This window comes from Gardnerella sp. c10Ua_244 (assembly GCF_055818055.1).
On record NZ_JARFVS010000008.1, the window covers coordinates 1 to 10,348 of the forward strand.

Genomic DNA, 10,348 nt, shown 5'->3' on the forward strand with positions numbered 1-10,348 from the left:
GTAAGTATTGGCAGCCTCTCCGCAGAAGTTATTAGAGAGCTTAAAACTTACGCGAAAGTTACAACCGGGAAAGTAAAAGAAGCAGTAAAAAACGCTGGTAAAACAGCAAAAGAAGAAATTAACGTGACAGCTCCTAAACGAACTGGCGCGTATGCGAAAAGTTGGTCGGTTAAAACATTAAACGAAACAGGCAGCAGACTAGTTCTCGTAGTGCATTCTAGAAACAAGTATCAGCTTACACACTTGTTAGAGTACGGTCATGCTAAACGAGGTGGTGGACGCGTGGAAGCAAGAGCACACATTGCTGAGGCTGAAAGTAAAGCAGTACGAAATTTTGAAAAAGAAATAGAGGAGGCGGTTAAAAATGGGTAATCTTTTAAACATTATGAGAGAGATAGGTTTTCCTTTCGCATACCATCATTTTGCTGAAGGAGAATCCCCTAATCCGCCTTTCCTCCTGTTTCTTACGCCTGCGAGCAGTAATTTCGCGGCAGACGGGAAAACGTATTTTAAAGCAAACGAAGTTCATATTGAACTATACGCAGACTATAAGAACCCCGTGCTGGAAGAACAAGTTGAAGCCGTGCTTGACAGGCACGGCATTTTTTATAACAAAACAGAAACGTTCATAGAGTCGGAACAGCTTTATGAAACACTCTACATTTTTGAAATGGAGGTAACAGAAAATGGGAAACAAGGTTAAATACAATCTTAAAAACGTGTACGCGGCAAAACTTAAAAAAGATTCGAGTGGTTTCTCCTACGGTGAGCCTAAGCCGATTCCAGGGGCGGTGAGTATAAGCCTTGAGGCTGAGGGTGAATCCTCACCGTTTTACGCTGACGGGATTGTTTACTTCAGGTCGACTGCTAACAACGGTTACAGTGGCGACTTGGAAATTGCTCTTATACCTGAATGGTTTAGGACGGAAATACTACGAGAAGAACTAGATAAAAACGGTGTGCTGGTTGAAAACGCGAAGATTAGTGAAACAGAAAAATTCGCGCTCCTGTTTGAGTTTGATGGTGACGTGAACGCGATCAGACACGTTTTATATAACTGTTCAGCAACACGACCGTCTATCGAGTCAGAAACTAAGGAAGACACTATAGAACCGGGTACGGAAACTTTATCGCTTACGGCTGATCCTAGAGAAGATGGTTTGGTGAAATCCCGTAGCGGTGACACTACTTCAAAAGAAACCTATGAGAAATGGTATAAGAGCGTGTACGTTCCGCAAGTTAACGCGGAAATCAAATAAGTTTTAAAGGGGGTAAACGTGTTAGAAAAAACAGTAAAAGTAAATGGTAAAGACGTGAAGTTTCGTTCTTCTGCCACTATTCCAAGACTGTATCGTATTAAATTCAAGCGTGATATTTTCAAAGACCTGTCAAAATTAGAGCAGTCTTTCAAAAACAACGAGGGTGTTTTTGAAATATCGGATCTTGAAATTTTTGAAAACGTAGCCTATATCATGGCTTACCATGCGGATAATAGTATTCCAGCAAGTATTGATGAGTGGCTTGACGAGTTTGAAATGTTTTCTATCTACGAGATTCTTCCTGAAATTCTAGAACTTTGGGGAGCAAACTTGGAAACTGAAGTAAAATCTAAAAAAAATTTAAAGCAACAACACGGCAAATGACAACCGCGTTGTTTCTTCTTAGATGCACCGAAATTGGGATTAGTATTTGCGAACTGGATCTTTTAACCATCGGCATGATTTTAGACATGTGGACGGAGAAAGCAAACGATAATGTGAAATACGATAAGCTCGCAAGCCAAACAGAATTTGATAGGTTCTAAACGAGAACCAAACATTCTCACATTGCGGTATTAAACAGAAAATCTGAATTTTTTCACGCGTAAATTAAGAGTCAAGGGAGGTGAAGTTATGGCAAACAGGATTAAAGGTATTACTGTTGAAATTGGTGGGGATACTACAGGCTTAGATAAGTCTTTACAACAGGTGAATTCGACTATTCGCTCAACCGAGCAGTCGCTTCGTGATGTTAATAGGCTTTTGAAACTTGATCCGACAAGCACGCAGCTTCTAAGCCAAAAGCAGGCTTTTTTGCAGAAAGAAATCCAAGAAACGTCTAATAAGCTTAACGTTTTGAAACAGGCGGATAAGCAGGCTAAAGTACAGTTGGAAAACGGGGAGCTTGGTAGAGACAAGTATGATGCGTTGCAGCGTGAGATTGTTGAGACAGAAAATAATCTTGATAGTTTAAAAGAAAAATTAAAACAGGTAGGTAGTGTTAGTTTAACCAAGCTTAGTAGCCAGTTTGATAGTACGAGTAAAAAGATAAAGAAACTAGGAGATGGTATGTCATCTCTTGGTCAAAGTTTAAGCACGAAAGTTACGTTGCCGATTGCTGCTATTGGTACTGCTGGTTTTACTGCTGCAGCAGACTTACAGGATGCTATGGGTGCGACAGAGCAGATTTACGGTAAGTCTGCTAACAAGATGCTTAAATGGTCAGGAAGTTTGAAATCCTATTATGGTATTGCTCAAGGTCAAGCTTTAGAGTATGCGAATACTATGGGCGCGATGTTGAAAAATATTGGTGGGAAAAGTGATGCTGAAGCAGCCGAGATGAGTCAGAAGCTGGTTGCTCTTGCAGGCGACTTGTCTGCTATGTTTGGTGGAACAACCGAGTCTGCTGTTCTTGCTTTAACAGGCGCGCTTAAAGGTAATAATGCGATGCTTGACAATTATGGTATGGGTGTTAACGAGGCGACTATTAAAGCTAAAGCTCTTGCCATGGGTTTGCATGATGGTAGAGGCGCGATGAGCTTGCAAGCGAAACAGGCTGCTACTTTGGCTCTTATTATGGAGCAGACTGCTGACGCTCAAGGGCAGGCTGGGCGTGAAGCCGCGGGCGCTTCGGGTTCTATGAAGATTCTAAAAACAGAGTTGCAGAATATTGCTGCGACTATTGGTAATGTTTTACTTCCCGTCATAACACCATTAATGCAGAAAATATCAGCATGGCTTTCTAAATTTAAACAGCTTTCTCCAGAAAGCCAAAAACTTATAGTGACACTTGGGCTGATTGCTGCGGCAGTCGGCCCTTTTTTAGTGGTTCTTGGAACGTGTATTTCTAAAATAGGTGTTGCTATACAAGGGTTTTCTAAACTAGCTTTGTTTATAGGTAAAATGTTCGCAAGTTTTACTTCCGGCTCTAGCATTCTTGAAGGGTTAGGCGCTGTTTTAGGTGGAGTATCCGCGCCAATACTCGCGGTTGTTGCGGTTATTGGTGTTCTGGTAGCAGCTTTTGTAACCTTATGGAACACTAACGAAGAGTTTAGAAACAGTGTTATTGCTGTTTGGGAGAAAATTAAGGAAACTTTCACTAATTTTGTTAATGGTGTTAAAGAAAAACTGTCAAGCCTTGGTATTGATTTCACGAGTATTGTTGAAGGGCTTAAAACAGTGTGGAATGGTTTGTGTGCTATTCTAGCTCCACTGTTTGAAGGCGCTTTAAATTTAAGTTTTACTAGTTTCAAAACCGTTCTTGATTTAATCACAGGCGTTTTAGACGTTTTTATAGGATTATTCACCGGTAACTGGTCTCAGCTTTGGGATGGTGTAAAAGAAATTTTTACCGCTGTTTGGAACGCGGTTAAAAACACGTTCATAACAGTATTGAACACGTTAAAAAACGTTTTTAACGTGTTTTTGTCTTTCTTTGGCACTAGTTGGAACAAACTGTGGTCGAGTGTGAAAAACTTTTTCATGAATGTTTGGAATGGTATCGTATCGTTTTTCACTAACGTTTTAAACGGTATTAAAAACACTGCAACAAGTGTTTGGAATGGTATTAAAACTGCGATCATGAGCGTGGTAAACGGTATTAAAACAAGCATTTCAACAGTGTTTAATTCAGTAGCAAACATGGTTAAGTCTGTGTTTAACGGTATTAAAAACACGGTTGTGTCAGTTTGGAATGGTATTAAAAACGCTATCATCACTCCGATTGAAGCTGCGAAAAACAAGGTTAAAGCAGTAATCGACGCTATAACAGGGTTTTTCTCTAACATAAAACTTAGTCTTCCTCATATTAAACTGCCTCATTTTAGTATTAAAGGACAATTCTCTCTTACGCCACCGTCTGTACCGTATCTTGCTATCGACTGGTATAAGAAAGCAATGAACAAGCCAATGCTGTTAAACGGGGCGACTATTTTCGGTGAGAAAAACGGGCGTATGCTTGGCGGCGGTGAAAAAGGTCCCGAAGTGATCATGGGGCTTGATGCTTTGCAGAATATGAGCGCGGGAGCGAACACGCAAATGCTTAGTGTTATGAACCAGATTCTAGCGATTATGGACGCGTATTTCCCACAGTTTTCCAACCAGAGTATTGTGCTCGACACTGGTGAACTAGTGGGTGGTATCGCGCACAGGATGGACAGTGAGCTTTTTAAGCTTCAAACAAGAAAAGCAAGGGGGTGGTAAAAGTGTATGGGATGCTAATAAACGGGTTGCATAGTTTTAACGATCTAGGGCTGGTTGCTACAAGCCGTCCACGAATTCAACTTCCAGAACCTAAATTAGAGTATTTGCAAATACCAGGCAGGCAGGAAAGTATTGATATTAGTGAAAGTCTTGCCGGTGAAGTGTTATACGAGATGCGTGAAGGCTGTTTTGAATTCATTGTCGCAAACAAAAACAAGTGGAGTGAAACATGCCATAGTGTTAAAACGTTAATCCACGGCAAGAGTGTGAAACTGTCTCTTGATGATGAACCATTGTTCTACTATCAGGGTCGAGTGTGGGTTAGTGGTTTTAAATCGGATAAAAACTATTCAACTCTCACACTCAACTATAAGCTGCAACCATATAAGTATAGTGTAGATGATTCGGATGGTGTTCACACAATATGGGGTGTGCAAGTAGATGATAAGCGGGAAATAACACTCGTTCACGATTTTGACATGACACTGATTCCAGAATTTAACAACCTGTCATCTAACAGTATGCTACTGGATTCTAATGGTAAAAAGTATGAGATTAAAACAGGTTTTAACCGTTTCCCACAGCTTCGTTCAAAAATAAGCATGAGTTTAACATTTGTTGGAAACGGGATGGTAAATATTTCCTATAAAAGGGGGTGGTTGTGAGTGTACAGGATCATGCTTGATAATAATACGATTTACTATCCGAATGATGATAAAGCAGTACTTGATGATATTACGTTAAACTTGGAGCTTAACACTGCGGGAACGTTAACGTTTACTTGCCCGAGTCAAAACCCTTGCTATGAGCTTATTAAAAACCGGAAATCAATAGTAAGCGTGTGGCGTGACGATGAGGAGATTTTCTTCGGCGAGGTTAGAGAGCAAGTAAAAAACTTGTATGGTAGTAAGAAAGTAACTTGCGTAGGGTTGTTAACTTATTTAGCGGATAGTATTCAACCTCAGAAAGAATATCATGATCAGAGTTCCTACCAGCTTTTAGAAAAACTTTTACAAGCTCATAACAGTCAGGTAGATGATTATAAGAAAATAAGAATTGGTTTCGTAACAGTATCTGACTCGAATGATTCGCTCTACAGGTTTACTAATTTTGAAACCACGCTTGAAGCGATTATGGGAAAAATGGTTGAAAAACTTGGCGGATATTTGCGGCTTAGAAAAGAAGACGGGAAACTTTACTTAGATTACCTGCATTTGGAGGAAATAGGGAAAGCTACAAGCCAGCATATTAGTTTCGGCTTGAACCTGCTTGAATACGCGGAAAACCTTTCAGCAGAGGATGTTACTACAGCGGTTATTCCTCTCGGCAAAGAGTTGGAAAACGAGAATAGTGAAAACGAGGTTCTTAAAAAGCATGTTGATATTACTTCAATAAACAATGGGAAAAACTATATAGTATCTCGTGAAGCGCAAAAAACATTCGGCTGGGTTTGTAAAGTTGTTAATTTCAATAATGTGACAGTTCCAACTAATCTTATGCGCAAAGCTACTAAATGGTTACAGGATAACCAGTTTGAGCATGTAGAAATAAGCCTTAGCGCGGTTGACTTATCCGAGTTAGGTTTACATTATGCGACGATTAAGTGTGGGGATAGGGTTCGTTGTCTCGCTCCACAATTTGGCATGGATCGCGTGTTTCCTGTAGTAAAACAGACTATACCGATTCAAAAACCAGGCGAAGTTAGAATCGTGCTTGCGAGCAGGATTTCTAAAGGGTATGTGCAAAACGTGTCGCATGCTGTTCAAACGTTAAAAGAAGAAGCGGTTGAAACTAGAAAAATTGATAACGAGCGTGTTAAAGCTGCGATAGATAATATTAAAGCGCAAATGGGTAATTCTCAAAGCGGCTATAAGATAAGCGAATACGATAGTAAAGGCATGTGGGTTCGTGACCTTTACATGGATACGCCTGATAAGAACACTGCTACAAAAGTTTTACAGGTTAACATGAATGGTATTGCTGGAAGCCATAACGGTTTTTCAGGCCCTTACAGTACTGCGATGACTCTTGACGGCATGGTGTATGGTGACAGGATTATCGGACATTCGATTGACGCGGAAAAACTTTCAGTCTCTTACACTTCGCAGGTAGAAAAGCAGATTAGTAAAGCAAAAAACGAGGCTATAAAAGACACTGGTAGGAGGCTTGAAAACTATTACACGATAAGTGAAATCAACACGAAACTAAATGTTACAGACGGTAAGATTGAGGCTGGTGTTGAAAGCGTTAACCATAGTCTTAAACAGAAAAACGGTAACTATTACGGCTCGTATACTCCAAGCCAGTTTAACGCTCCTATGAGCTTGTGGCTGACTGATAGTGAAAAAATGCAGCATGTTGGTGATTTTTTCTACGACACGTCAACCGGCTACGCTTACAGGCTTATTGTTAAGCAGGAAAGTTTAGCCGTAAAATTTAATGAGAAGTCGCATACGGAATCAGCTTTTGACGATTTTGTAGACATTTTTTACAAGTATGAGGATAAAATTTACGCTATACCGGGTTTAACTGGTGAAAAAATTTCTGGCGCAACAGTGTTTGTTCCATCAAGTGAGTTTTGGCTACATTTTAGAACTAACTGGTCTCCGTTTGACAATTATGGTTTTAAGATTGATAGCATTAAAAAAGAGTATTCAGGAGAAATTTCAGGATACGTGTCTAAACTGCCTGAAGATATTAACATTATTGAGGTTGAAGGTGAAAATTATCCTGAGTCTGAACACCCGTATAAAGGTGGAACAAGCAAACTGTGGCATTACGTTTCAGCTGACAGTATAAGTAGTTTTAGAACGTTCGATTGGCTCAGAGTTAAAGATAAAGACATTGAGGCTGCTAAATTCACGGCTGATAAGGCTATTTCTAAACTAACCATAGTAGAAGATTCCATATCTTCAATGGTTAAAAAAGGTGATTTTGGTAGTTTCATGCAGCAAAACTATAACAGTTTCCTTCTCGGGTTTAACCATTCGAGTAAATACGTGCAAATAACACCCGGGCAGATAGAGCTTTACGATGGTGAAGTTGATGAGGATCATAAAAGAGCTGTTTTTGATAAAAATGGGAACAACTTCTACCGTAACGGCGTGTATATTGGCTATGTTGGAACCGGCGAGTGGGAAGAAGATAATTCTCACAAGGGTCTAGTTTTTCATCTTACTAGCGACGGAAAGTATATGGCTTTCGCGCAACGTAAATCAGCTGATGAAGAAACATACGCTACTATGCTGTGTTTTTCACGTTCGCAAAGCATTTATAAAGAGTATGGTATTCACGCTGGATGCAACTTTTACATGCATGGTAACAAGATTATAGATCCTGTTTGGCAAGACGGTGCAGGAGTAGACGCGGATATTAACTATGTGCAGATTATTGAGATGAACCAGGATGGGAAAGCTTCAAAATGGTGTTCTAATGCTCACATGGTGTTTAAAAACGGGATACTCATGAAAGTTAAATACTATTAAAAACGCGGAAGTGAAGCGCGGAAGTGAAGCGCGGAAGTGAACGTGAGCGGAAGCGTTGGTGGAAGCGAGTGAAGCGTGGAAGTGAACGTGGGTGGAAGCGTTGATGGAAGCGTTGAGGAGAATTTGTTATAGGGAGAATAAAGGGAGAATTTGTTATGGAGAAACTAATTATTCCAACAAACAAAATAGTGGCTAATAAAGGCACGCGCGCAAAAGACGTGACAGAAAGTATTACAACACCTGTAGTTGATAATACGAAAATTTTATGCGAAATCAGCCACAAGCTGGATATTATTCTAAAAAGATTGGAGGAGAGTAGTGGTAAAACCGACAATTAGCTACGCGGTAGCTGTGCAAAAATATAAGGCTGAGTTAAACGAAAAAATAGTCGAGTTGAATAAGCAAATACCAATACCTACTTACATGATAGAAGGCATTGTTGCAAGCGTATTATCTGATATGCGTTCGGCGGTGATCGCGGAAAACTCGATGGAATATGAAGCGTATGTGAAACAGTTAGAAGACTATTTTAACTCTAGAGAACGCGAACTTAACGATGAGATTTTGAAAATAAAAGCCGAAAAAGATGAAAAAGGTGAAACGGCTGGGAAAGGTGAAGATGCTGAAGAATGTGTTAAGTAGTAGTCATGTGTTGAAAAATAATATCAGTTGAAATACTGAAATACTGAAATGTTAGGGCAGGTGTGGGTTAAACCATGCCTGCCATTTTTTATTACTTTTTACTTTTTGTTTTTATAAGAGTACTGGCAAATGTTAGGAAAACTTGTAAGGAGAATTATGAGAGGATTTTGGAATAGTGCTCAACTGGCTTTCACACTAGTAGGCGGCTGGCTGGGATACTTTTTAGGCGGGTGCGACGGGCTTATCCTCGCACTCGTTTTATTTGTGGTAACTGATTATATTACAGGCGTGATGTGTGCTGTCACGGATAAGAAACTGTCTAGCAGCATTGGTTTTAAGGGCATTTTTAGAAAAGTGCTCATTTTTATGCTTGTTGGCATAGCAAACATTATAGATTTTCATGTTTTGAAGCAAGGAAGCGTGATTAGAACCGCGGTAATTTTCTTCTACCTATCTAACGAAGGATTATCTTTAACCGAAAACGCGGCTCACCTGGGGCTTCCCGTGCCTGAGAAATTAAAAAACGTTTTAGAACAATTACACGACAAGAACAGGAAGGACAATACTCATGAGTAAAAAAGGAATAGACGTGTCAGAGTGGCAGGGTGACATTGATTTCAACGCGGTGAAAGCATCCGGCATTGAGTTTGTGATCATTCGAGCAGGATACGGTATCGGATGCAAAGACAAGTGGTTTGAACAGAACTATCGTAAAGCAAAAACAGCCGGTCTTGACGTGGGAGCTTACTGGTATTCGTACGCAAACTCCAGTTCTGAGGCAGCTGAGGAAGCTCAAAGCTTAATGAACATGCTTTCAGGTAAGAGTTTTGAGTATCCTGTTTACTTTGATTTGGAAGAAAAAAGCCAGCTTAACCGTGGGCGAGCTTTCTGCGATTCGCTGATTACCAGTTTTTGCAATAAGCTGGAAGCTTGCGGATATTATGCAGGTTTTTACACTTCGCTTTCAACTGCTAATAATCTTGTGTCCGCTCATGTTAGAAACCGTTACACTTTGTGGATCGCACAGTGGAACACGCACTGCAATTATCAGGGTTCGTATGGTCTTTGGCAATACTCGTCAAGTGGCAGTGTGCCTGGAGTAGCTGGCAGAGTTGACATGGATTATGCTTACACGGATTATCCGAGCATTATTAAAAACGCTGGATTAAACGGGTGTAAAAACGGCGGCTCTGACCAAGCTGCGCGCACGTCAAGTATTGATGAGGTGGCGCGAGAAGTTATTAACGGCGCTTGGGGTAACGGAAATGAGCGTAAACAGCGTTTAACTTCTGCCGGATACGATTATGCGAGCGTGCAAAATAAGGTTAATGAGCTGCTTGGTGTTAAAGCTTATAGAAAGTCGGTTGATGAGCTTGCCCGTGAAGTAATCCGAGGCACGTGGGGTAACGGTAGCACTCGTAAACAGCGTCTAACTCAAGCCGGATACGATTATGATACGGTACAAAAACGAGTAAACGAACTCTTGTAAAACAGTTTGAAACATGTAAAGCCCGAGGCTTGTTCCTACATTGGAGCAATCCTCGGGCTTTTTTTTATTTTTTTTTTAAGGTTAAATTGTCAAGTCAATAGGTTAAAAAACACTGTTTTTTCTTTGCCTGTGATGTAAGGAGGCACAGGCAAATGAATATGGAAGAAAAACAGAAAGTCAAATTACTAAGAGATGAAGGTCTTAGCTATACGCAGATTGCAAACCGTATGGATGTTTCCGTTAATACGATTAAAAGCTACTGCAAACGTAAT

At 40.3% G+C, this 10,348-nt stretch carries 12 protein-coding genes; all 12 read left to right on the forward strand.

Annotated features, from left to right (window positions below; translation table 11 throughout):
* The coding region (locus P0108_RS06840; RefSeq protein ID WP_473730906.1) for an HK97 gp10 family phage protein at positions 1-372 on the forward strand (372 nt) is incomplete at its 5' end.
* A complete protein-coding gene (locus tag P0108_RS06845; RefSeq protein WP_415697967.1) occupies positions 365-703 on the forward strand; it encodes a hypothetical protein in 339 nt (112 codons plus the stop codon). The genes P0108_RS06840 and P0108_RS06845, both read left to right, overlap by 8 nt.
* Positions 687-1,259: a major tail protein gene (locus P0108_RS06850; protein ID WP_473730907.1), complete on the forward strand. Its 573-nt coding sequence runs from the start codon at positions 687-689 to the stop codon at positions 1,257-1,259. Before P0108_RS06845 ends, P0108_RS06850 begins: the two co-directional genes overlap by 17 nt.
* An 18-nt stretch (positions 1,260-1,277) precedes the next feature.
* A complete protein-coding gene (locus P0108_RS06855) occupies positions 1,278-1,643 on the forward strand; it encodes a hypothetical protein (RefSeq protein WP_285089524.1) in 366 nt (121 codons plus the stop codon).
* Between the two features lie 249 nt (positions 1,644-1,892).
* Positions 1,893-4,460, forward strand: coding sequence for a hypothetical protein (locus P0108_RS06860; RefSeq protein WP_473730908.1), 2,568 nt, complete (start codon positions 1,893-1,895; stop codon positions 4,458-4,460).
* Between the two features lie 11 nt (positions 4,461-4,471).
* Positions 4,472-5,125, forward strand: a complete 654-nt coding sequence (locus P0108_RS06865) for a hypothetical protein (RefSeq protein WP_473730909.1) — start codon at positions 4,472-4,474, stop codon at positions 5,123-5,125.
* 12 nt (positions 5,126-5,137) lie between these two features.
* Positions 5,138-7,945 (forward strand): phage tail spike protein, encoded by a 2,808-nt coding sequence (locus P0108_RS06870; RefSeq protein WP_473730913.1) that lies wholly within the window; start codon positions 5,138-5,140, stop codon positions 7,943-7,945.
* A gap of 155 nt (positions 7,946-8,100) precedes the next feature.
* A complete protein-coding gene (locus P0108_RS06875; protein WP_473730910.1) occupies positions 8,101-8,283 on the forward strand; it encodes a hypothetical protein in 183 nt (60 codons plus the stop codon).
* Positions 8,264-8,587: a toxin gene (locus P0108_RS06880; protein WP_473730911.1), complete on the forward strand. Its 324-nt coding sequence runs from the start codon at positions 8,264-8,266 to the stop codon at positions 8,585-8,587. The genes P0108_RS06875 and P0108_RS06880 overlap by 20 nt, the downstream gene beginning before the upstream one ends.
* A 156-nt stretch (positions 8,588-8,743) precedes the next feature.
* Positions 8,744-9,163 carry a phage holin family protein gene (locus tag P0108_RS06885; RefSeq protein ID WP_032834188.1) on the forward strand — a complete coding sequence of 140 codons (420 nt, stop codon included), beginning with the start codon at positions 8,744-8,746 and terminating at the stop codon, positions 9,161-9,163.
* The gene (locus P0108_RS06890) at positions 9,156-10,076 is read left to right on the forward strand and encodes a GH25 family lysozyme (protein WP_473730912.1); all 921 of its coding nucleotides are present in this window, start codon (positions 9,156-9,158) and stop codon (positions 10,074-10,076) included. Before P0108_RS06885 ends, P0108_RS06890 begins: the two co-directional genes overlap by 8 nt.
* 152 nt (positions 10,077-10,228) lie before the next feature.
* Positions 10,229-10,348: helix-turn-helix domain-containing protein (locus P0108_RS06895; RefSeq protein WP_473730914.1), on the forward strand; the 120-nt coding region annotated here is incomplete at its 3' end.

Excerpts from the sequence above, each read along its gene's own strand:
- P0108_RS06845 (WP_415697967.1), top strand. The coding sequence starts at position 365 with ATGGGTAATCTTTTAAACATTATGAGAGAGATAGGTTTTCCTTTCGCA.
- P0108_RS06850 (WP_473730907.1), top strand. The coding sequence starts at position 687 with ATGGGAAACAAGGTTAAATACAATCTTAAAAACGTGTACGCGGCAAAA.
- P0108_RS06860 (WP_473730908.1), top strand. The coding sequence starts at position 1,893 with ATGGCAAACAGGATTAAAGGTATTACTGTTGAAATTGGTGGGGATACT.
- P0108_RS06865 (WP_473730909.1), top strand. The coding sequence starts at position 4,472 with ATGCTAATAAACGGGTTGCATAGTTTTAACGATCTAGGGCTGGTTGCT.
- P0108_RS06870 (WP_473730913.1), top strand. The coding sequence starts at position 5,138 with ATGCTTGATAATAATACGATTTACTATCCGAATGATGATAAAGCAGTA.
- P0108_RS06875 (WP_473730910.1), top strand. The coding sequence starts at position 8,101 with ATGGAGAAACTAATTATTCCAACAAACAAAATAGTGGCTAATAAAGGC.
- P0108_RS06885 (WP_032834188.1), top strand. The coding sequence starts at position 8,744 with ATGAGAGGATTTTGGAATAGTGCTCAACTGGCTTTCACACTAGTAGGC.
- P0108_RS06890 (WP_473730912.1), top strand. The coding sequence starts at position 9,156 with ATGAGTAAAAAAGGAATAGACGTGTCAGAGTGGCAGGGTGACATTGAT.